Source organism: Anaerotruncus rubiinfantis, from assembly GCF_900078395.1.
Taxonomy (GTDB): Bacteria; Bacillota; Clostridia; order Oscillospirales; family Ruminococcaceae; genus Anaerotruncus; species Anaerotruncus rubiinfantis.
This window is the reverse complement of the sequence record NZ_FKLA01000009.1, coordinates 421162-442706: the sequence shown is the minus strand read 5'-3', so window position 1 is coordinate 442706 and position 21545 is coordinate 421162. Positions and strand designations below refer to the sequence as shown.

Annotated in this window: 16 protein-coding genes and 1 pseudogene; 7 read left to right on the top strand and 10 right to left on the bottom strand. The window is 55.7% G+C overall.

The window, feature by feature from the left end; translation table 11 throughout:
• The first annotated feature begins 26 nt into the window (after positions 1–26).
• The 3 genes from BN4275_RS07540 (at position 27) to BN4275_RS07530 (ending at position 5221) form a co-directional block, all read left to right on the top strand.
• On the top strand, positions 27–3284 hold the full coding sequence (locus BN4275_RS07540) for a DUF5107 domain-containing protein (RefSeq protein WP_066456221.1): 3258 nt from the start codon (positions 27–29) through the stop codon (positions 3282–3284).
• A 217-nt stretch (positions 3285–3501) separates the two neighbouring features.
• Positions 3502–4305: an aspartate dehydrogenase domain-containing protein gene (locus tag BN4275_RS07535; RefSeq protein WP_066456218.1), complete on the top strand. Its 804-nt coding sequence runs from the start codon at positions 3502–3504 to the stop codon at positions 4303–4305.
• A gap of 13 nt (positions 4306–4318) precedes the next feature.
• Positions 4319–5221 (top strand): NAD(P)-dependent oxidoreductase, encoded by a 903-nt coding sequence (locus BN4275_RS07530; protein ID WP_066456215.1) that lies wholly within the window; start codon positions 4319–4321, stop codon positions 5219–5221.
• A gap of 126 nt (positions 5222–5347) precedes the next feature.
• On the opposite strand, the gene BN4275_RS07525 is transcribed toward BN4275_RS07530, so the two are convergent.
• The 4 genes from BN4275_RS07525 to BN4275_RS07510 all read right to left on the bottom strand — a co-directional run bounded on the left by BN4275_RS07525 (position 5348) and on the right by BN4275_RS07510 (position 9506).
• On the bottom strand, positions 5348–6646 hold the full coding sequence (locus BN4275_RS07525; RefSeq protein WP_066456212.1) for a TRAP transporter large permease: 1299 nt from the start codon (positions 6644–6646) through the stop codon (positions 5348–5350).
• Positions 6643–7221, bottom strand: a complete 579-nt coding sequence (locus tag BN4275_RS07520) for a TRAP transporter small permease (protein WP_066456206.1) — start codon at positions 7219–7221, stop codon at positions 6643–6645. Before BN4275_RS07520 ends, BN4275_RS07525 begins: the two co-directional genes overlap by 4 nt.
• A 70-nt stretch (positions 7222–7291) precedes the next feature.
• Positions 7292–8368, bottom strand: a complete 1077-nt coding sequence (locus BN4275_RS07515; RefSeq protein WP_066456204.1) for a TRAP transporter substrate-binding protein — start codon at positions 8366–8368, stop codon at positions 7292–7294.
• Positions 8369–8474: 106 nt separating this feature from the next.
• The gene (locus tag BN4275_RS07510; RefSeq protein WP_079988146.1) at positions 8475–9506 is read right to left on the bottom strand and encodes a zinc-dependent alcohol dehydrogenase; all 1032 of its coding nucleotides are present in this window, start codon (positions 9504–9506) and stop codon (positions 8475–8477) included.
• Positions 9507–9821: 315 nt separating this feature from the next.
• Here BN4275_RS07510 and BN4275_RS07505 point away from each other — a divergent pair, with 315 nt between their 5' ends.
• The 4 genes and pseudogenes from BN4275_RS07505 (at position 9822) to BN4275_RS07490 (ending at position 15273) form a co-directional block, all read left to right on the top strand.
• Entirely contained in the window at positions 9822–10565 is a 744-nt protein-coding gene (locus tag BN4275_RS07505; RefSeq protein ID WP_066456197.1) for a GntR family transcriptional regulator, read from the top strand.
• 55 nt (positions 10566–10620) lie between these two features.
• A pseudogene (locus BN4275_RS07500) lies at positions 10621–10968 on the top strand (SDR family oxidoreductase); the annotation flags it as partial.
• Positions 10969–11228: 260 nt separating this feature from the next.
• Positions 11229–14009, top strand: coding sequence for an ATP-binding protein (locus BN4275_RS07495; protein ID WP_066456193.1), 2781 nt, complete (start codon positions 11229–11231; stop codon positions 14007–14009).
• 118 nt (positions 14010–14127) lie between these two features.
• Positions 14128–15273 (top strand): DUF4317 domain-containing protein, encoded by a 1146-nt coding sequence (locus tag BN4275_RS07490; RefSeq protein ID WP_066456190.1) that lies wholly within the window; start codon positions 14128–14130, stop codon positions 15271–15273.
• Positions 15274–15382: 109 nt separating this feature from the next.
• On the opposite strand, the gene BN4275_RS07485 is transcribed toward BN4275_RS07490, so the two are convergent.
• The 6 genes from BN4275_RS07485 to BN4275_RS07460 all read right to left on the bottom strand — a co-directional run bounded on the left by BN4275_RS07485 (position 15383) and on the right by BN4275_RS07460 (position 21532).
• Positions 15383–15721, bottom strand: coding sequence for a cupin domain-containing protein (locus tag BN4275_RS07485; protein WP_066456188.1), 339 nt, complete (start codon positions 15719–15721; stop codon positions 15383–15385).
• Positions 15722–15796: 75 nt separating this feature from the next.
• Complete coding sequence (locus BN4275_RS07480; protein WP_066456186.1) at positions 15797–17083, bottom strand: TRAP transporter large permease; 1287 nt, start codon at positions 17081–17083, stop codon at positions 15797–15799.
• Between the two features lie 3 nt (positions 17084–17086).
• Positions 17087–17584 (bottom strand): TRAP transporter small permease, encoded by a 498-nt coding sequence (locus tag BN4275_RS07475; protein ID WP_066456183.1) that lies wholly within the window; start codon positions 17582–17584, stop codon positions 17087–17089.
• A 90-nt stretch (positions 17585–17674) separates the two neighbouring features.
• Positions 17675–18739: a C4-dicarboxylate TRAP transporter substrate-binding protein gene (locus BN4275_RS07470; protein ID WP_066456180.1), complete on the bottom strand. Its 1065-nt coding sequence runs from the start codon at positions 18737–18739 to the stop codon at positions 17675–17677.
• A 58-nt stretch (positions 18740–18797) separates the two neighbouring features.
• Positions 18798–20132: a DUF4340 domain-containing protein gene (locus tag BN4275_RS07465; protein WP_066456177.1), complete on the bottom strand. Its 1335-nt coding sequence runs from the start codon at positions 20130–20132 to the stop codon at positions 18798–18800.
• Positions 20129–21532, bottom strand: coding sequence for a GldG family protein (locus tag BN4275_RS07460; RefSeq protein WP_066456175.1), 1404 nt, complete (start codon positions 21530–21532; stop codon positions 20129–20131). Before BN4275_RS07460 ends, BN4275_RS07465 begins: the two co-directional genes overlap by 4 nt.
• Positions 21533–21545: the final 13 nt, after the last annotated feature.

The window sequence follows — 21545 nt, the reverse complement described above, 5'->3', positions numbered from 1 at the left end:
CCGAATACCAAACAAAGGAGATCGCTATGAGCAAAAAAGTGATAACTCGAAAACAGCGGCAGATCATTCCGACCTATGTGCCAAAAAAGCCGAATGATTTGCCCATGTTCTTCGAAAAGAAGCCCTATCAAGGGGCTTCCGGAAGATTATATCCGCTGCCCTATTCGGACGGTATCACCGACGAAAAACAGGACGTATCCTACGAGGTTTACACATTGGAAAATGAATATGTCAAAACGCAGGTACTGCCTGCCATTGGCGGAAAAATCCTGCGCGGATACGACAAAACCGGGGATTACGATTTTATTTATCATAACGAGGTCATCAAGCCCGCCCTGGTGGGGCTGGCCGGCGCCTGGATTTCGGGCGGCATAGAATTCAACTTCCCGCAGCACCACCGCCCGACCACCTTTATGCCTTTAGAGGCCACTCTGGAGGAAAGCCCGGATGGCGGGGCCACCGTCTGGACAGGAGAGGTGGAACCCTTTTACAGGATGCGCGGCGCCGCCGGAATCACCCTGGACCCGGGCCGCAGCTACATCAAGGCAAAAATCCGTGTTTACAACCGGACCGACCTCCCCCAGATTTTTATGTGGTGGGCAAACCTCGCGGTCCCGGTCAATGAAAACACCAGGACCATCTTCCCGCCGGATGTCGAATGGGTGAACGACCACGACCGGCGGGCGGTCATCGAATGGCCCATCGCAAAGGGAGTTTACAAAACTGCCCGGCCCTTCGATTACGGTGCAGGCACCGATTTGTCCCGTTACGATTCGGTAAAAGTGCCCTCCTCGTTCCTGGTTTCCCAGGGACAGTCGGACATGGATTTCGTGGCAGGTTACGACAGCGGCATCCAGAAGGGGATTGTCACCACCGCGGACCATCATATCGCCCCTGGTAAAAAAATGTGGACCTGGGGTCATGGGGATTTCGGGGAAATGTGGTGCTCGAACCTGACCGATCAGAACGGGCCCTATATCGAGCTGATGACCGGTGTTTATACTGATAACCAGCCGGATTTCACCTGGCTTCAGCCCTACGAGACCCGCGAATTCGAGCAGTACTGGTATGCGATTCACGACATCGGGGACGTGAAAAACGCCACCATGGACGCCGCGATGAATATGGAGCAGCGCGGCGGAGAGCTGTTCATCGGATTCAACGTCACGGGCGTGTTCCCCGGCTGCAAAGTTCTGGTCACGGCTGGAAACGGGACTGTTTTCTCCGAAACCGTCGACATGGCTCCCGAAACCGCCTATCTCAAAACCATTCCGCTCGCGGGACGCGATTTTTATTCCCTCACCGTTTCACTCATCTCGGCGGACGGCAGAACCCTGGTTTCCTACCAACCGTATGTCCGGGGGCAGAAAAAGCCGATCGAGGTGCGCAAGCCTGTGATCAGGCCGTCGGAAATGAAGACGGTTGAGGAACTCTATCTCAACGGCTACCATCTGGAACAGTATAAGCAGCATAACTTTGACCCACGGGATTACTACCGGGAAGGGCTCCGGCGGGACCCCGGCGATATTCGCTGCAATACCGCCATGGCCCGCCTGGCGCTGAAGGACGGCAAATTTGATGAATGCGTGAACCACTGCGACGTCGCAATTGCACGCCTGACCTCCCGCAACCAACATCCCACCGATACAGAATCCTTCTATCTCAAAGGGGTGGCGCTCTGCTATCTGGGCAAAACCGCCGAGGCCTGCGATGTTCTGCATCGCGCGGGATGGAACTATTCCCATAGAAGCGCCGCATATTATAAGCTGGCCGCCTTGGACTGCGCCGCTGGGCGCTATTGTGATGCGATTGAAAAGGCCGGCGTTTCTTATGGGCTGAACGCCGGGCACCTGCGCGCCCGGAATCTGGAAGCTGCCGCCCTGCGGCGGCTCGGACGCAAAGCCGAGGCCGAAGCAATCGCGCGGAACAATATGCGGGCGGATTCCCTGGATCTCTGGAGCAGATTTGAATATCTGTTCCTCACCGGAAAGGACACGGGCATCGCGGAGATTTTTGGCCAGAAACCGGAAAATTTTCTCGACGTGGTATGTGATTATCTGGAGGCCGGCCTTTTTGAGGACGCGCTGCGTGTGCTCAATCTCGCCGGAAATGATTATCCGCTGTTCTCCTATTACCGGGCCTACTGTCTCGGACAATGCGGCAGGGAGTTCACACAGGACCTGCTGCGCGCGGCGCATCTGGAAACCGGGACCTGTTTCCCGTCCCGGCTCCAGGATATCGAGATCCTGAACTTCGCCATCCGGCATAACCCGGACGACTCCAATGCCTGTTACTATCTGGGCAGCCTCTACTATGACCGCTTCCGGTACGAGGAAGCCATCCTCTGCTGGGAGGAGGCGGTTCGGCGGGAGCCAAAACACGCCAAAGCCCTGCGGAACCTCAGCCTCGCCTATTTCGACAAGCGCGGGGATTACGCTTCGGCGCGCGTCTGCATGGAAAAGGCGATGGAATATAAGCCGGATCCCAGGCTGCTGTTTGAATATCAGCAGCTGCTCAAAAACAGCAACGTCTCCCCACGGGAACGGCTCGCGGTCTATGAAAAGCATCCGGATCTTTTGGCCGAACGCGACGACTGCTATCTCGACCAGATCGTCCTGCTCTGCCTGCAGGGAGATTACAAGGAAGCCATCCGCCGGGCCGCTGTCAAGCATTTCCACATCTACGAGGGCGGAGAGGGAAACCTCACCAAACAGCATGCGTGGATGCATGTCCTCTATGGCAATGAGCTCGCCGCAAACGGACAGGCGGACGAAGCGGAAAAAATCTATCATGCCGGCGTGAATATGCCGAAATCCTATGGCGAAGCAAAGACCTTCTTCAACCAGGAAGCCCACATCTATTATTATCTCGGGCGTCTCCTGGAGACGAAAGGCCAGCAGGACGCCGCACAGAAAGCCTACTGGGAGGCTTCGGTCTATAAAGCCGCCGTTTCAGAGCTGTCCTTGTTCCGGGCCCTGGCGCTCAGAAAGCTCTCCCGTTTCTCCGAGGCAAACGCTGTGCTGGCGGAGATGCTTTCCTCCGGCGATTCTCTGATCGCTGACAAAGATCTGCGGACTTATTATGGCGTCGGTTCACCCTGCCCCATGCCTTTTGAGTACGATGTTGAAAAGCAGAATCTTGTCAATGGCCATATCCTGCGCGGTTATGCGCTCCTTGGTCTTGGCAAGCGGGAACAGGCGGAAACCGAAATTGCCGCCGCCGCGCGGCTCGATCCCTACAATTTCCGGATCTATTCCTATCATCAGATCAAAACTCGTGTCTGACGGATGCGAAGGCCCTTTGGGTGTCCCGCCGTCCCGCCGTCCTTTTCCGGCCGGCGGGGCGGTTTTTTGGCGTTTCATCGATTCCCGCCGTCAGCAGCCATTTTATCGGGCCCGGAAATACAAAAAATGAAGGAATACCGTTGTGCGGCATCAGCAGGTATGGTATCCTTATGGGGAAAGATACCGGCAATCACTACACAGAAAGCAGGGAAATTCCATGAAACCGAAAAAACTGGCCCTTGTGGGCTGCGGATATCTGGGAAACATTATCGCGAGGGCATATACAGACGGCCTTCTCGAAGGATATGAATTGGTCGGCGTGATGAGCCGCACACGGGAATCCGCTCAAAAAACTGCCGTCCTGGCCGGCTGCAAAGCATGCGATACCATCGAGGAGCTGCTAAAGCTGCGGCCGGATTATGTGGCGGAAGCCGCGAGCGTCCAAACCGTCCGGGATTTGGCGCTAAAAGTGCTGGGCGGCGGCGCGCATCTGGTGGTGCTCTCCATTGGCGCGTTCGCGGATGCGGAATTCTATGAGCAGGTCAAGGCCGCGGCCTTGGAAAACGGTACGCAGGTGCATCTTGCAAGCGGCGCCATCGGCGGTTTTGACGTCCTGCAGACCATATCCCTGATGGCACAGGCCGAAGGATATTCTGAACAGGCGGGCATCTCCACCCGGAAGGGACCCGAATCCCTGCGCAATACCCCCGTCTTTCAGGAGGAGCTGATAAAGGCGCGGCGGGAGAGCACCGTGTTCGATGGCTGCGCGAAAGATGCCATCGCCCTGTTCCCCACAAAGGTGAACGTCGCGGTGGCCACTGCACTTGCCACTACCGGGCCGCAGATTACCGGGGTAAAAATTACAAGTGTACCGGGCTTTTTGGGCGATGACCACCAGATCACCGCCGAAATTAAAGGGGTAAAGGCGGTTGTGGATATCTACTCCAGCACCAGTGCCATCGCGGGCTGGAGCGTGGTCGCGCTGCTGCGCAACCTGATCTCCCCCATCGCATTTCAATAAGGAGGAGTCTGCTGTGTTTGATAAATTAACCGCGATTGAGCCGGTGAGCCTGCTTCCCTGGGCCCAGCAGGAGCTTTTTGGCTATGCGAGGCAGGTTTGCGTGTTTTCCGATGTGCCGGCCAATGACGACGAGATCCTGCGGCGGATCGGCGATTCCGACGCCGTGCTGGTGAGCTACACCTCCCGGATCGGCGCTTCGGTGATCCGGCGCTGTCCCAACCTGAAATATATCGGGATGTGCTGTAGCCTGTATTCCGAGGAAAGCGCCAATGTGGATATTGCCTGTGCCCGGGAACTGGGCGTGAAAGTTCTGGGGATTCGGGATTACGGCGACCGGGGCGTGGTGGAGTATGTGCTGCACGAGCTGATCGACCTGCTTCACGGGTTCGACCGGCCCCGCCTGTATGAGCAGGCTGCGGAGATCACCGGCCTGAAGGTAGGCATCGTGGGATTGGGAACCTCCGGCCGGATGATTGCGGACGCGCTTCAGCTGCTCGGGGCAAATATCTCCTATTATTGCCGCTCCCCAAAGCCGGACGCGCAGGCGCAGGGGATGCGCTTCACGCCGCTGCACGAATTGCTGCGCGACAGCCAGGTGGTTTGCACCTGCCTGAATAAAAATGTGCTCTTATTGGGCGCGCCGGAGTTTGCGCAGCTGGGCAGCGGAAAAATCCTGTTCAACACCTCCATCGGCCCGGGGTTCGATCCGGCCGCGCTGGAGCAGTGGGTGCGCGGCGACAGCAGCAACTACTTTTTCTGTGACACGCGGGCCGCCGCGGGCAGTGTCAGCGACGGCTTTTTTGCACTGCCGAACGTGACCTGCAGGGACGTGTCTGCGGGCCGCACCGCGCAGGCGGCGGAGCTGCTCAGCAAAAAAGTGCTGGACAATCTGCGCTCAGCCGCACGGCAGGCCTGATTTTCCGCCCGGAGAGACATCCAATCGAAACGAAAAAGGGCCGGACCCCGGCATATGCCGGGGTCCGGCCCTTTTTATATTCCACAAGCCCGAACCACGCGGGCTGTTTTTCCGGAGAGGGCTTCTTTATCCGCCGAACCAACGCAAGGGGACCTCGACCAGGGGCGGCATCAGTGCAAGCAAAAAGCACAGCACCGTCTGCGCGATGAAATACGGCATGGTCGGCAGAATGATTTTGTCCATTTTCACCTTCCCAGTGGCGCAGGCCACATTCAATACGGGACCGACAGGCGGCGAGGTCAGGCCCAGCACATTCATGAGCACAAACACAATTCCAAAATACACAGGATCGATCCCCGCCGCTTTGACCAGCGGAAGCATAATCGGCGTAAGGATGAGAATGCTGGGCGTCACGTCCATGGCAAGGCCCACAACAACCACAATGAGCATCAGCACGAACATCAGGAGGGTTGGCCGTTCCACCAGCCCGCCAAGGCCGGCTGTCATCATCTGTGGGATCCGCGAGATCGTCATAAAATAGGCGGCGCAGTTCGCGGTTGCGGCAAGGAACATAATCACAGCCGACATTTTTGCCGACGCTACAAACGCTTTACGCAGATCCTTGATTTTCATCTCACGGTAGACAAACAGGCCGATCAGGATCGCGTAAACACAGGCGATAACGCCCGCTTCGGTTGCGGTGAAATAACCGGAACGCAAACCGACGAGGATGATCACCGGAAGCAGCAGCGCCCACAAGCCGGCAAGGATGATCCGCACCGCTTCTTTGGCGGTTGGCCGCGGCATGGTTTCCGTGTCCGGCACAACCCCTTTTTTCCGCGAAACAAAAAACCACACCACACAGGCGATGAGCGTAAGGTAGACCGCGGGCGCGATGCCGCCCAGGAACATCGACTTGATCGATACTCCGGCCGAAATTCCGTAGACGATCATCGGCACAGACGGCGGCATGATTGGCGCGACCAGGTTGGCGCTCGCGGTAAGCGCTGCGGCCTTTTCCCGGTTGTAACCGGAATTGGCCATCATCGGGATTAAAATGGCGCCCAGCGCGGCGCAGGCCGCGACGGCGGAACCGACCAGCGAGGCGAACATCAGGCAGGCGAAGATCGTAACGTAGCCCAGCCCCCCGCGCACCCGCCCGATAAAGACGTTGCAGAACGCTATAATGCGCTTGGTGAGCCCGCCGCGGTTCATGATTTCACCCGCCAGCACAAAGAACGGCAGCGCCATCATGCTGACCGAATCCGAACCCTGCATCAACGTGCGCGCGATAATCGTGGGATTCGCGTCACCGCCGCCGAGCGACAGCGCCGTGCAAACGGCGCAGAAGAGCAGCGCCACGGCAATGGGCAATCCAATCAGAATGCCTACGAGCATGGATGTGATAAAAATAGCGATAATCATTGCATACCCGCTCCTTCCCCCAGGATACCGTCCGAAGACGGTGTGTCGTCCTCTCCGTGATCCCCAAACAGCTCCAGTACGGATTCTTTCAGGACGAACACACGGTACAGGTTTACCAATGAAATGATAATCACCGATACGCCCAGCAGGACGCCGGCAAAATGCACCAGGAACACCGGGAAATGGGTCGCTACCCAAAAGTCATTGCGGTTCTTCCACGCGTTCTGGAACGCGCCTGTTGCCAATACGCCCATCATCCAGATGATGATCCCCTGAATGATCACGTAAAGGGCTTTCTGCCCGCCGGGAGCAAGTTTATTAATTAAGGTGTCGATCATCAGGTGGCGGTTTTCGCGCGCGGCAATGATCGACCCCAGGTACACCAGATAAATGAAGCAGATGCGTGCGATCTCTTCCGTCCAGGCAAAACCCAGACCGAACTGGCGCAGCACAACGTTTAGAAAGGTGAAAAAAATCATAACACCCAAAAAGATTGCAATCACAACCTCCAGGGCCTTGAAAAGCTTATCGATAAACGCATGAAAGCCATGCGGCTTCTGGATGGTTTCAGACATAAACGATCCTCCTCTTTGATATGCAAGACCGCACCCCGGGGGAAAGGGGCACGGTCTTGTGCTGATTCAATTACTCTACAGCATTGATTTTGGTGATCAGGTCTTCTGCCCAGTCGTTCTCAGCAAGGAGCTTGTCGAGCGTGGGCTGAATTTTTTCGATAATCTTTGCTTTGTCCTCGGCGGTGCAGGCGGTAACCGTCATGCCCGCCTCTTCAAGCGTTTTGCGATCCTTGTCGACCGAGGCGATGTAATCCACCCAGGCCTGCTCCGCAGTGGCTTTTCCCGCATCGACGATAATCTGGCGCTGGTTATCGGACATTTCCGCGAGTTTATCGGAATTCGCAACGATTTCAAGCGTCGCGACGATGTGGTTGGTCTCATAGAGATATTTCTGTACTTCCTGGAAATTCTGGGCAATGACAGTCACCATGCCGTTGTCCTGCCCGTCCACGGTTCCGGTTTCAAGCGCGGTGAACAGTTCTCCAAGCGGGATGACCGTTGGAGAAGCGCCGAGATTCTCGGTGATGCCGACATGGATCGGGTTATTGGGCATCCGGAATTTCTGGCCCGCAAAATCCTCGACGCTCGTCAGCGGCTTATTGGAAGTGAAGGTGCGCGCGGAGTTGGGACCCCAGCCGAGAATTTCCACTTCCGGGAATTTCTCGTGGAATTTCGCGTTGACTTCGTCCGCGATAGAACCGGTCCAAACTTTTTTCGCGTGATCGAGGTCACGGTACAAAAACGGCCAGTCGGAGATCAGCATCATGGTAAACTCCTGGTTCATGGGGGTGCCGACGACCGCAAAATCAATGGAACCGTCGCGCACGCCCTGCCAGAGGGCCGCTTCGTCGCCCAACAGGCCGTCATGATACACCTCGACCTTGATTTTGCCGCCGGATTTTTCTTCAATCTGCGTCTTAAATACGTTGTCGAGCGCCGCCGCCATCGGGTGGGTGACGCCCCAGTTGTCGCCAACTTTAAGGCTGAATTCCTTTTCATCCGTCGCAGCATCCCCGCCTTTTTCGCTCGGTGCCGCCGCGCTTGACGCCGGGGCGGCAGTCCCGCCCGAAGGGGCGCTCTCAGAGCAGGCTGTCGTAAACGCCGTGATCGTCACAATCGCAAGAATGGCTGAAAAGATTCTTTTCATTGTCTAAATTCCTCCTGCATTCACAAATTGCGGATTTCTCCTGTTGTTTTCCCTTTCTATCTTCAGCGGCTTTTCATAATTCCCCCGCCGCTAACTGTCCAATCGCTTATTCCTGTTCATCAAACAAAATGACCATCTTCTTCATATCCTTTACCGGATGCAGGATATTTTCAAAAACCTGGCCGACCTGTTCAAACGGAATGTAATGGCTGACCATACCCTCCAGCTGAAATTTCCCCTCCAGAAAGTTTTGGATCGTGGGCTGGAATTGGCCGGACGACATCCTGGTCCCGGCGATGGTGAGCTCCCGCACATTGATCATCGCTTGGGAAATTCCTTCCGTTTCCGTACAAAAGCCCAAGGGAACCACTGTGGCGCCATTTGCGGGAATCCCCTGCTCCAAAAGCGCGGTGAGCGAGCCGGGATAGCCCGCGGAATCAAAAATTGCGTCGACCCCGCCGCCGTCTGTAAACGCCTGTACGCATTCCCTAAGATTCTGCGTCCTGGTATTCACGACCGCATCGGCCCCATAATCCTTTGCGCGCGCAAGGCAGCTTTCGTTGATATCCGCGCAGATGACCCGGCAGCCTTTTTGCTTCAGGGTTTGCAGAATCACCGCGCCGATGGTTCCGCTGCCAAGCACCAGTACCGATTCTCCGCCCTGTATCCCAGCCCGGCTGGTGCAGTGGCCCCCAATAGCGAACGGCTCAATAAGCGCCGCGTCCCGGAAAGGGATTTGCCTCGGCAAAAGGTAGACCTCATGCGCGGGAACGGTGAAATATTCCCGCCAGCCGCCATCGGTCGCCGCACCGCGCGCTTTGACCGTGCGGCAGATATTTCGGCGCCCGCGCAGGCACTGCGGGCACCGGCCGCAGGCAACCACCAGATCGACCACCACAGCGTCGCCGGGTTTCACGGCGGTCACATTTTTGCCGGTTTCCACCACCACGCCGGCATTCTCATGGCCGGGAATGCGGGGATAGACCGCGTTGGGGTTTTCTCCCAGAAACAAATGGATATCCGACCCGCAGACGCCGGCGGCCTTCATTTGGATCAGGACCTCCCCGTCGCCGGGCTTTGGGATTGGGACCTCACGCACTTCATATTGCCTGGGTCCGGTGATGACTACTTCCTTCAATATCGCACCCCCTAAAGCTTCAACATAAATAATTATTTTAAATAAAAATATTAATATGATATATCATTATGATATAACTGTTTTGACAATATTAATATACCACTCAAAAATACATTCGTCCATAAGAATAACCAACAAAATTTCTTAGGATTATCCATCAGGTTATACAAAAACTGGAAGAATAATGCTAAATAAAATTTGCGATGCATATTATTTGAAAATCCCATTGTATAAAGAATCACAATGTACTACAATATATTAAGATTATATTCCAGTTGTTGGCGGCGCAGTCTATTTATTTGCGGAGGGACATTTATGACCAGTCAAAAAAAATCCAAAGAAGCGCAGACGGCGGGTGAAAATGTATATCAGTATCTGCATACCAACATCATCCAGCTTCAGATAAAGCCCGGTCAGACCATAAACATCAATGAACTGAGCGATTTTTTAAAGGTAAGCCGTTCTCCTATCCGGGATGCTCTCGTCCAGCTCGCCAGGGATGGGCTTGTGACAACCACACCGCAAAAGAGCACGATCGTTTCCAAAATCAATATCCCACGCGCCAAAGATGAACGCTTTATGCGGGCCTGCGTGGAGGAGCGGATTCTGGAGGAATTTTTAAAATGCTACGAGCAAACGCACATCGACGCTTTGAAGGATGTTTTGGAGCAGCAGAAACAGCGGATGGAAAATAAGGATATCCGAGGATTTTTGCGCACTGACGACGCGTTTCATTCGGTTTTCTTTCAGGTAACCAACCATCCGTTTTCATTGGAAAACATTCTGAACATGTCGAGCCATTATTTCCGCATGCGTCTGCTGTCGCTTTCGGCACTGGATATCTGTGAGCAGTCCTACCGGCAGCATCAGGAGATCTTGCAGTTGGTGCTGGCCAAGGACTACGCAAGCATCCGGGAGATGATCAACCGCCATATCGTGGATAAAAAAGATGAGGAAATCCGCATGGAGCGCAAGTTCCCCGATCTGTTTACCGGGATCGAGGGCGCCGATTACCTGAAAAGCAAAATCTGGGAAGATGATTTTCTCATGACAATTTAATCAGGCCGTTTTTGCGGCTGAAAAAATAAGCAGGGACAGCAACATTTCATCACTGAAATCACTGAATATCGCTTCGATGCTTTCCTATCAAGGCGGCATCCGAGTACCCTCCTACACCGCCAGCAAAAGCGGCGTAATGGGCCTTACCCGGCTGCTGGCCAACGAATGGGCGAAGTACGGCATCAATGTAAACGCCATCGCTCCCGGCTATATCGACACCAATAACACGGAAGCCCTGAAAAAGGACCCGGTGCGTTCCGCCGAGATTCTCGGCCGTATTCCCGCCGGCCGCTGGGGCACGCCCCGGGATATGGCCGGGACAGCAGTCTTTCTTGCCAGCGAGGCCTCCAGCTACATGCAGGGATTTACTGTCGCCCTGGACGGCGGCTGGCTGGCAAGGTAACATGCCTTCACCGAAAGAACCAAACTTTCTGCACATACAGCATAAAACAAAAAAGCGCGCAGGGCCCGACGGGACCCATGCGCGCTTTTATTTATGGGGCGCTGCTGAATCGAACTGGCCATTACACGCCAGCGCGGCCGGCCTTCCGGCAGTTCTCATCTTTTCATTGCGGTTCCTACGATATAATGTTAAAATAAGAAAGTATTATGGAAATCCAAAGCGACCTCTCCTGCCGCTTTATTTGGAGTGTGAATAAAGTTATGATCCGTCCGCTGATGAAAAGCCTTCGCCGCTGCTCCGCCATCGCGCTAGCCGTGATTATGCTCCTGCCGCTGTGTCCGCGCGCACTTGCTTCAGGGGAACGCCGCGTATTGCGTGTGGCGTTTCCACAGGTGGAAGGCCTCACCCAAACCGGTGCGGATGGAAGCCGGCATGGGTTGGTCGTGGATTATCTCAACGAAATTGCCAAGTATACCGGCTGGGAATACGAGTATGTGGACACCAGCGCCGAAACGATGCTGAACGAATTTAATGAAGGCGCATATGATCTGATGGGCGGGAATTACTATTCTCCCAGTCTTGAAGAATTGTACGCCTACCCGGATTACAACACCGGGTACAGCAAATCGGTGCTCCTCGCGCGCAAGGATGACCATCGGCTCGAAAGTTATAACCTGGAAAGCCTGAATGGAAAAACCATCGGGGTTTACGGCAACGCCAAAGAAAACATCCGCCGCTTGCAGGAGTTTCTGACGATCAATAACCTCGATTGCACTCTGAAAGAATATCACTTTGAACAGCTTTCTGAAAACGGTAATCTCTATCCCTATCTGGCAAGCGGTGAGGTGGACATGCTGCTCGGCAACAATTCCGAGACAGACGGCGATTTTCGGGTGGTCACCTCCTACGATTCGCAGCCCTATTATATCGTAACCACGATTGGCAATCAGGAGGTTCTTGACGGGCTGAACATGGCGCTCGAAAAAATCCTGGATTCCAACCCCAACTTTGGCACCGAGCGTTATGAAGCCAATTTCCCGGATAAGCTGTCCGCCGATATTCAACTCAATTCGGAAGAACGAACCTATATCAAGGAAAAAGGGACGGTAACCGTGGCGGTCCCGGCGGACTGGCATCCCCTCTTTTGCATAAATAATCCGGAGGACCTTCACGACGGTCTGGTACCGGCGATTCTGAAGGAAGTCTCCGATTTTTCAGGCCTGAAATTTTCTTATCTGCAGGCGGACAGCTATTTCGACGCGGTGGATCTGGTGCTGCGGGGCGAAGCCGATGTGCTTGCCTTCTTTCTTGGAAGCGAGGCGGATGCCGCGCAGCAGGGATTGGCGCTGACCGCGCCCTACGTAAACATGAACAGTATTGTTGTGCGCAACAAATCCTCCAGTTTCCCCTCCGAAGGGCTGGTCGGAGCCGTTATCAAAGGCCGCCGGATCCCCAGTGATATCCAGGTGACTCAGCTGCGCACCTACGCCAGTATCACCGAGGCGCTGTTCGCGGTGAACCGGGGCGAAGCCGATTTTATCTACGGCCTATCCGCCCGGATGGAGCAGGAAATCCAACGAAACCACCTCACTAACCTGGTTCCGGTGACGCTTGTCAACGATTCCAACGGCATCTGTTTCGCCCTCACCCGTCCCGCCAAAGCGGATCTGCTGACCGTGCTCAACAAAGCGGTCAACAATCTTTCCGCACGGGAAAAAAATATGATCTTAAACCAGAATCTGGTCTCCATCGGCGCAAACCAGTTTTCCCTGACCGAGCTCATCTACTCCAATCCGATCCTGTTCGTGTCCATCGTGGGCTTCGTCCTTTTGATTCTTGCGGCAGCGGTACTTCTGGTCACCCGGGCGCGGATGAAAGCGGCCGTCATTCAGAGCAACCTTGAAAAAGCGCAGGCGGAAAGCCGCGCCAAGGGAGAATTCCTCTCCCGCATGAGCCACGAAATCCGCACTCCCATGAACGCGGTGGTGGGCTTGGCCGATCTGACCAGCATGCTGGAAGGAGTCCCGGAAAACGTCCGAAAAAACCTTGTCAAAATTCGTTCCTCCTCCCAGTATCTGCTCAGCCTCATCAACGACATCCTGGACATGAGCCGCATCGGCAGCGGGATGCTTTCGATCGGCAGCGAACCGTTCTCGATCGACCAGATGCTGGAAGAACTGCAGGGAATGATGCAGGCCGAGGCGGGCAGGCACGGGCTTGCTTTCACTATGGAGACGCAGACTGAGCACAGCCATCTTGTTGGCGATGTCATCCGTCTGCGGCAGGTGCTCACCAACCTGCTTTCCAATGCTTTCAAGTTCACGCCGGAGGGCGGGGATGTGACCCTGCGGGTGACCGAAACCGATTCGGACGGCGCCCAGGCGGCTTTTATGTTCCAGGTGATTGACAATGGGATCGGTATCCGTCCGGAGGATCAGCAGCGGATTTTTGATTCCTTTGAACAGCTCGGTTCCAGTTCCTCCAAAAGCCAGGGCACCGGCCTGGGGCTGTCCATCAGCCGCAGCATCGTCCAGCTGATGGGCGGCGAACTCGGTCTCAGCAGCGAACCCGGCCGGGGAAGTGAATTTTATTTTTCGATCTCTCTGCCCTTGGGAACGCCGGACGAGGAAACCTTGCCCCTTACGGCAGATGGTTCACTGGCTGGCGTAAGGCTCCTTTTGGCGGAGGATAACGATCTGAATGCTGAAATCGCAGCCCAGCTGCTGGAAATGCGCGGGGCTGACACCGAGCGGTGCAAGGATGGCGAACAATGCGTTTCACGGTTTTCGAACAGCGCGCCCGGAGAATTCCAGGCGATCCTTATGGATATCCAGATGCCCGTTATGAACGGACTGGACGCCACCCGCGCGATCCGGGCGCTGTCCCGGCCGGACGCGGCCTGCATCCCCATCATCGCAATGACCGCCAATTCCTTCCAGGAGGACGTCGATGCGGCAAGAGCCGCGGGGATGAACGGATTTGTCTCCAAACCGCTGGATGTGAACTATCTTTACCGGCTGCTTTATGACCTTCTGAAATAGCCTGCCGCAGCAGGCTCACACGCCGCTGCGCCTTGCGCTTATTTTATCCCAGTCCAAACCGGCTGGACCGTATAAACGGCCAGCCGCCGAAATTCCATACAGAATCAAAGAGGAAGTTATGAACGAGAAAGAAATTGCGGAAATCCGCCGCCGGTTTCGTCCGGACAAAAGCAATATCTCCAGCATCCGCGGCTGTTATGTCAATGAAAAACGGGAAATCGTTTCCGAATTCAGCCAGCCGCTGAGCATCACGCCGCAGGAGGAAGCCGAACAGCTTCTGTCAATCCTCAAGCGGACCCTCTCCGGTACGCTTGGCAAAAATCTGATCGATATTACATTTGACACCCGGCAGGTGGTGGACAGCGCGGAACATAAGCTGCTCATGTCGCTCAAAAATTCGGCGCTCACAGACGACGAAGCTGTCCAGGCGCTGTTTTCCCGCATCATTCAGTCGCTGTCGATCGAAGGCAACTACCTCATCCTTCTGGCATGTGACAAGTATGACGTTCCATACCGCGCAAAAGACGGGGAACAGCAGGAGGACGCCTCCTCGGAGGTGTATACCTACATCCTCTGCAGCATCTGCCCCATCAAAATGACGAAACCCGCCCTGAGCTATTACATCTATGAAAATGCTTTCCACAACTGCAAATCCGACTGGATCGTCGGCGCTCCGGAACTCGGCTTTTTGTTCCCCGCCTTTGATGACCGCAGTTCCAACATCTATAACGCCCTTTACTATTCGCGGGACATCAAGGAAAACCATAAGGAACTCGTTGACGCCGTTTTCAACACCGAAATCCCCATGCCTGCCGCCGAGCAGAAAGAGGCTTTCCAGAACCTTCTGGAAGAGACGCTCGACAGCGACTGCAGTTACGAAATCGTACAGGCGGTCAACGAACAGCTCTGCGGGATGATCGAAGAACACAAGGCCAGCAAAGAACCGGAACCGCTTGTGGTTTCGAAAAAAACGGTCAGGCATGTGCTGGAATCCTGCGGGGTTGCCGAGGAGCGCGTGACCGCGTTCGATGAGAAATACGACGATACCTTCGGCGCAGACACCGATCTCAGCCCGCGCAACATCGTTGACACCAGGCAGTTTGAAGTCCGCACCCCGGATGTGACGATCCATGTGAACCCAGAACGCAGCGACCTGGTCGAGACCCGCATCATCAACGGCGCAAAATACATCCTCATCCGTGCAAACGAGGGTGTAGAAGTGAACGGAATCAATATCAGCATCCTGGAAAAGAATCCGCAATAAGCAAAGAGCCGCTAAAAATTTAGCGGCTCTTTTTTAAAAAGGAAAAACAGCGGGCCGTGGGACGATTTGCAAAGGTTTTCGCGGATAGATACGTCCCGCAGCAGCGGGATCATTCCGCGCAGGCTTTTCCGGGCCGGTCGGGCCAGTTAGCCACACAGACATATTCGAACGGCTCGTCCGCCGTATTGCGGGCCCGATGGGTATAGTTGCGCGGTACATAGATCACCTGACCGGGCCTGACCGGATAGGCAGTTCCATTCAGCTCCACGGCGCCCTTCCCCTGGGTGACGAGATAGATCTCTTCCTCATCCGGATGGCAGGCGAGCCCGGACTGTTCCCCTTTTTGCAGGCGGACCACGTTCACCGCCAGCGTTTCGCATTCTTCTTCATGGAAGATCAGGTTTTCACTGTCTGAAAACGCATCCGCAATGTTGCGTACCAGTTCCACAATACAAGCATCCTCTCAGGCCCACCCCACGGAGTGGACCGTTTGCATTATCTTACCTCTGTTTTCACAGCGGGGTTATCCAAAGATCAGGTTGGGCAGGAACAATACCACCTGCGGGAAGAAGATCAATACCGCAAACTCCAACAGAACCGCAAGGAAAAACGGCACCGATTCTTTGATATATTCTTCCAGCGGGCAGTCCAGGATTCCGCAGACGATATAGCAGGCTGTACCGATCGGCGGGGTCATGATGCCCACAGTGATAATCGTTGCCATCATAACGCCAAAGTGCACCGGATCGATTCCGACCGAGGTGACCATCGGCAGGAAAATCGGCGTCAGCAACAGGGTGTTCACATCGCTGTCCATAAACATGCCCAGCACAAACAGGAACAGCATAATAATGAGCTGCAGCAGGTAGACGTTTGTCGTGATGCCAAGGATGAATTCCGACAGGACCGCCGGCGCCTTGACATAGGTTATGGCATAGGAGAAAATACCGGACATGCAGATGATCAGCATGATTACGCCGGTGTCGACACAGGCGTTGCGCAGGCAGACCTTAAAGTTTTTCCAGTGCAGTTCCTTATAGACGAACTTGCCGATGAAGATCGCATAAACCACCGCGAACGCGCCCGCTTCGGAAGGGGTAAACAGTCCGAGCCGTATTCCGACGATCAGGATAATCGGGAAGAAAAGCGCCCAGAGGGATTCCCGGATGGCATGCAGGATTTCTTTGCCCGTCGCGCGCTTGGCATCTGGAATCGGCGGTTCGAAATGCCGCCGCTTGCTGGTGATGGCAACCGTTGTCATCAAGGTCACTGCCATCAGGATGCCCGGTATGATGCCGCCGACCAGCAGCCGGCCAATTGAAACGCCGCCCACAAATCCAAAGATGATCAGCCCCAAACTGGGCGGGATGGTGGCGGTGATCAGCGCGGAAAGGCAGGTGACAGCGGTCGTATACCCTTTGGTGTAGCCCGCTTTAATCATATCCTGACCGATGATGCGCGCCTCCATTGAGGCATCCGCGCAGGCGGAGCCGGAAATGCCGCCCATCAGCGTACTCATCAGGATATTGACCTGCGCGAGCCCGCCGTACATCCTGCGGGTCAGCAGCTTTGCAAGCGAAAGCAGCCGCTTGGTGATGCCGCTGTCGTTCATCAGGTTGCCTGCGAAGATGAAAAAGGGGATTGCCAGGAAGGTGTATGACTGGGTTTGGGCAACCACGCGCTGCACAGTGATCGAAAACGGGATCTCCGGATGGCTCAGGAAGAACCCCACGCCGGAAAGCGCCACGACAAAAGCGATTGGTACATTGAGCAAAAGCAGTATTACAAAAGAAACACCAAGTAACGCCATGTGTCAAGCCCTCCTATTCATAAGCTGGTCTTTCTTCCCGATGAGCACCAGGAAGGCATCCCACGCATCGGCCGCTACCGAAATCAACATCAGTGACGACATCACAGGAAGGCTGATGGTCACCCAGGAATAGCTCAGATGGATTGACTGGAACAGCCGCAGGCGGTTCTCATAACTCAATTTGATTCCGAAGTAGATAAATGAGATTAACAGGGCCCCTATGAGCAGGGTCCCCAACAATTTGACCAGCGCCTGCTGGCGGGTTGGAAATCTCCGCGTCAGAATGTCAACTCCCAGAACGCTGCCTGAGCGATAGCCAAGATCCGCACCCAAAAGGGCGGTCCACGCCAGCAAAAACTGGGAAATATCGATGGACCATTGCAGCGGATGGTTGATCACCCGGCCAACCGCCGAGAGAAAGACGAGCGCAACAATGGTGCACAGGAAAAACCCACAGATAGATTCTTCAATCTTACACAGGGTTTTGTAAAACTTTTTCATAGCTCCTCCTCATCAAGGGAAATCGTTCGCTCTGGCAGACCGGGGACGCCGGTTACGAATGCACCGGCATCCCCGCGGCAGTACCAAATATTACTTCATTTCATCCATCAGGTGGGCGCGCAGTTCTTCATAACCGAACTTTGCATAGAGCGGCTCGGTCCGTTCACGGAACGCGGTCTGATCGACTTCATGCAGGGTCACGCCTTCTTTTTCCATTTCGGCTTCGACGCGGGCTTCTTCCTGCAGGCCGATTTCCTGGTAGTCATGGCCAACGCCGGTGAAGGTGTCGACCATCAGCTTCTGGTATTCGGGGGAGAGAGAATCATAGAACGGGGTACCCACGACCGGTACGCCGATCAGGGTGAAGTGATTGGTCTTGTTGATGACCTTCAGCACTTCATAGTACCGCTGCGCGTAAGTGGAGGTGGACTGGTTCTCGCAGCCGTCCAGCGCCTTCTGTTCCACCGCGGAATAGACTTCCGACTGGGACATCGGGGTTGCGACAGCGCCCATCGCGTTGATGGAATCGGTGGCGATCGCATTCTTCATTGTGCGGACCTTGACACCGGCCAGATCTTCCGGCGTATTGATCTCTTTGTTCAGGACAAAGTGACGCGCGCCGCCATACCAGTTCGCCGCGAGCACTTTGACATTGTGGTTGAGGAACTCCTGATCCCACGCTTTGTAGGTTTCGGTTTCCATGACTTTGTCAAGATAGCTCAGATCCGGGAACAGGTAGGGCATCTGCAGGATGCCGAACTCCGGGATGTAGGCCGCAAGCCTCGCCGGGTCGGTGGGGACCATGACGGACATGCCCTGGGCGGCCTGTTCAACCAGGTCGTCGGTGTCGCCAAGTTCTGAGTTTGGATACACGGTGCAGGCAATGTCGCCATTGGTTTTTTCCTCGAGGATTTCCTTGCATTTGATCATGGCCTGGGTTTCTACGTCAGCTTCCGGCTGGGTGTTGGCCATGCTCAGTTCAAAAGATGCTTTGCCCGCGGGCGCATCGGCCGCGGGTTCGGGTGCAGGCGCCGATGCCGCGGGCGCCTTGGATGCCGCCGGGGCCGCCGAGGATGCAGGGGCGCTGCTGGAACCGCATGCAGCTATGGAGAGCATCATAGCCAGCGCCAGGATTGCACATAGGATCTTTTTCATTTTTCATTTCCTCCTTGTTTATATCGTAATACAGGCCCGTTTGGCCTGTCATTACCGGTCATTGCAGAGCGTGCCGCAGAGCCGACTCGATCTCCTCCAGCACAAGGGGATAGGTCGAAAAGTTTGCCTGGCCATTTATCACAACCGCAACTTCCTGCCCCAGTGCAAGCAGCCGGATGATATCCGAATGGCCATCCCGTCCGGTGACGCTCACCGAAATACCGCCTTCAGCCGGAAGGTTTGTGTCCGCGGGCAGTTCCCGCAGGATGGGATAAGCGGTCAGCCGGGAAAAGAGTTTCGTCATCTCCATCTGGGAAAAGGTCTTCTCACCGCATTGACCGCGCAGGCCTTCCCCTTCGCCATTCAGGTCAATGCTCAGGCGCAGGCCTGACGCTGTGACGGTGATATTCTGCGTCTCGGCCGCGCTCGCATGGTAGGCGGACGCGGCGAACAGTTCGGTATAGCCTGTTTCAAGGAACTGTACGCTTTGCGCGCCGCAGGAAAGCACCCGGGTGCCGCTCAGGTCGGCGCAGTAATATCTTCCATCCCCGGCCTTTGCAAACCCCACCGAAACGACCTTCCCGTCGTAGATGAGATGCAGCGCCAGCTCCGGCCGGTCGAGCCCGTAGGCCTCCAGCGGGATGTCTTGCGAAACAAACCCGTCCGCCTCGAGCGTCTGCAGCGGCGCGAGAATTTTTTCATCCACGGCACTCCACTCCAGGGTTGCCTCAAACGGGTCGCGCAGCATAAAAAGCGGCACCTGCGCATCGGGCAGCCGGTCGAGCAGATAGGTGCTGTCGGCGCGTTCGACCGCGATTGTTTCGAGGTTCGCGAGGGTATCCCGGTCGAGCCCGGGGAACAGGGTGAAATCGCGGAAATCGTCCATCGAGGCACACAGCCGGTCCGCCAGTTTTTCATCGATCAGATAGATCCCATCCTGTCCTTCCTGCATCAGATAACTGCCGCCCCCCATGGGGCAGCGATCCCCAAGCAAAAAGCGCAGAGTCGTCCCGTCACGCAGAAGGACCGAAAGGGTTGCCGAGGGTGTGTCCAGGCCATATTCCTCCGGGTCCAGCGGCTGGGTGACCCGACGGGCGGGAAGGGAGGAAAAATCCCGCAGAAACCGCATCAGCTTCTGCGCGGAAAAATCCCTGTCGGGAGCATCAAGCAGCGCGGGGACGCCATTTTCCAATGCGATCCCCATAGAGCCATTCCCGTTTTTGAGCGCCATCCCATAAAGCTCCTGCATGGGGATTTCGGCCACATAGACGTTCTCCCGCGCGGGAGCCGTTTTTTCGTCCGCCGGGGCGGCCATGGCCAGCACTGCCGTCAAAATCAGCAGCACCACCGCTGCCGCTGCCATCCCCCAAAGGGAACGCGCCCCGCGGATCACAGGTGCCTCCTGCGCAGGTAGACCACAACGCCGATGCAGACCACGGCAAGCGGCACCACGAGGATCAGAAGCAGCCCCAAAATGCCCACCTGGTAATCAAGAATGCCGATCGCGGAGAGGTTGAGGTTCTTAGCCGGGATATGGAACAGCGGCTCATCCTCTGCAAGCCATCCCGCGGCCTGAATCAGAAGATCCCGGTTGGCCAGGCTGCGCGCGGAAAGCAGGTCGTCCCCATAGACCCCGCTGCTTCCCATACAGAAGATTCGTGCAACCGGGTCGGTTCCATTGTCCCTTTCCGCCGTAACCGCCAGCAGGAACGGGCCTTCCGCATCGCCTTCCCGCTTTTCCGGGTCGCCGGTCTCAATTTCGGATTTCGCGTAGGATTTGCTGGAGGAGGTGAGCACCGGACGGGTGGCAATACTGCCCATCTGCATGAATTCCTGCGAAAGCGCCCGTGAGGAAGGCGAAACCACGTAATACCTGTTTTTGCTGAAAAATTCTGTGATCGGATGCGCGACATAGGTCGCGGCCACATTAACCGGATCGCTGTACATAAAGAGCTGCGGTTCGCGGACCACCCCATCCGAAACGCTGATCCCCCACTCCCGCAGAAGCTGCGTAAGGTTTGGAAAGGCGGTGGACGCGGGCGGCAGGAATACCATCAGCCTGCCGCCGCCGAGCAGATAATCCCCGATCATCTGCGTCTCGCGATCCTCAAAATCGCGGGTTGGCGCGGCGATGACCAGAAGATCGGTTCGGGAATCGATCCCGGTGATCGCCACGGCGGTGCGCTGGATTTCAAAGTTGTTGCTTTCAAAAATTTCCATGAGCCCGGCGGACGGGCGTTCGTCATGCCCGTCGGTGAACTGCACCAGCCTGGTGTGTCCCGCAGCCACGGCCGAAATTGCCGACGTGAGCACCTGTTCGGCAATGCAGGCATTCACCTGTTGGGTGGAGGGATCGATGTCGTAAAGATCGGTGATGGCGAACACTTTTTTCTGTCCGCCGCCAACGACTGCCACACTGTTGAGACCGATCTCATATCCTTCATCCTTGTAGCCTTGCACCAGCCGCGGGTTGGCATAAGGGTCCGCATACTGCACGGTGACCATGTTGCCCCCGCGCTGGTAGCGGTCAAGGATCTCCCGGATCAGAATTAAAAAATCCGTTCTGTTGTTGAAAACCTGGATGGTCACCGGAGTCTCCAGGTTCCCGATGATCTCTATGGTGGTGTCCGAAAGCGCATAAAGTTTATTTTCCGTAAGATCGAATTTTGCGCCCAAGCGGTCGGTCATCAGCGCGGCGCAGAGATTCGCCAGCACCATGAGCAGGACCGCCAGGGCCATCGAGGCGGCCCAGACACGCCGCGCACCGGACTTTTCCGGAGTTTTCTTTTTCATCTTTCCTCACCCG

Excerpts from the sequence above, each read along its gene's own strand:
- BN4275_RS07540 (WP_066456221.1), top strand. The coding sequence starts at position 27 with ATGAGCAAAAAAGTGATAACTCGAAAACAGCGGCAGATCATTCCGACC.
- BN4275_RS07515 (WP_066456204.1), bottom strand. The coding sequence starts at position 8,368 with ATGAAAAGAATCTTTTCAGCCATTCTTGCGATTGTGACGATCACGGCG.
- BN4275_RS07520 (WP_066456206.1), bottom strand. The coding sequence starts at position 7,221 with ATGTCTGAAACCATCCAGAAGCCGCATGGCTTTCATGCGTTTATCGAT.
- BN4275_RS07495 (WP_066456193.1), top strand. The coding sequence starts at position 11,229 with ATGATCCGTCCGCTGATGAAAAGCCTTCGCCGCTGCTCCGCCATCGCG.
- BN4275_RS07475 (WP_066456183.1), bottom strand. The coding sequence starts at position 17,584 with ATGAAAAAGTTTTACAAAACCCTGTGTAAGATTGAAGAATCTATCTGT.
- BN4275_RS07460 (WP_066456175.1), bottom strand. The coding sequence starts at position 21,532 with ATGAAAAAGAAAACTCCGGAAAAGTCCGGTGCGCGGCGTGTCTGGGCC.
- BN4275_RS07490 (WP_066456190.1), top strand. The coding sequence starts at position 14,128 with ATGAACGAGAAAGAAATTGCGGAAATCCGCCGCCGGTTTCGTCCGGAC.
- BN4275_RS07525 (WP_066456212.1), bottom strand. The coding sequence starts at position 6,646 with ATGATTATCGCTATTTTTATCACATCCATGCTCGTAGGCATTCTGATT.
- BN4275_RS07470 (WP_066456180.1), bottom strand. The coding sequence starts at position 18,739 with ATGAAAAAGATCCTATGTGCAATCCTGGCGCTGGCTATGATGCTCTCC.
- BN4275_RS07505 (WP_066456197.1), top strand. The coding sequence starts at position 9,822 with ATGACCAGTCAAAAAAAATCCAAAGAAGCGCAGACGGCGGGTGAAAAT.
- BN4275_RS07535 (WP_066456218.1), top strand. The coding sequence starts at position 3,502 with ATGAAACCGAAAAAACTGGCCCTTGTGGGCTGCGGATATCTGGGAAAC.
- BN4275_RS07480 (WP_066456186.1), bottom strand. The coding sequence starts at position 17,083 with ATGGCGTTACTTGGTGTTTCTTTTGTAATACTGCTTTTGCTCAATGTA.